Origin of the sequence: Ochrobactrum sp. SFR4 (genome assembly GCF_019730395.1) — a bacterium.
GTDB lineage: Bacteria > Pseudomonadota > Alphaproteobacteria > Rhizobiales > Rhizobiaceae > Pseudochrobactrum.
In genome coordinates this window covers 1-553 of record NZ_JAAPBB010000112.1, presented here as the reverse complement: position 1 = coordinate 553, position 553 = coordinate 1, and the positions used below count along the sequence as shown (strand labels likewise).

At 46.5% G+C, this 553-nt stretch carries 1 protein-coding gene; it reads left to right on the top strand.

The window, feature by feature from the left end; genetic code table 11:
• Positions 1 to 553, top strand: a 553-nt coding sequence (locus HBA93_RS18100) for a DsbA family protein (RefSeq protein WP_221724223.1), incomplete at both ends; no start/stop codon positions are given.

Below are 553 nucleotides of genomic sequence, written 5' to 3'. Positions count from 1 at the left end.
GAAAGCCAGACAAAAATCATTACCGAAAATCATGATTCGATTTTCAATGATGCCAATGATGCTGTTTACGGCAACCCGAAGGGTGATGTGACTATTGTTGAATTCTATGACTATAATTGCGGCTATTGCAAACGCGCTATGCCGGATATGCATGAGCTGATCAAAGCCGATCCGAATGTACGTTTTGTACTGAAAGAATTCCCGATTCTCGGCCCTGATTCCATGCGCACCCACCTCGTGGCACAGGCATTTAAGCGCTTAATGCCTGAAAAATATATGGAATTGCAGCAGGCTTTGATGAGCGAGCCAAAAAGCTCAACCGAAGAAAGCGCTTTGAAAATCGCTGTTTCTCTGGGCGCTGATGAGGCCAAACTGCGCGAACTGATGAAAAGCAAAGAGGTCGTAACCTCCTTCCAGAACGCTTATACCGTTGCACAGGCGCTCAATATTTCCGGCACACCATCCTATATTATCGGCAATGAGCTGGTTCCGGGTGCTGTCGGTCACGATGTTTTGAGCGAAAAAATCGCTGAACAGCGTCAGTTAAATGCTC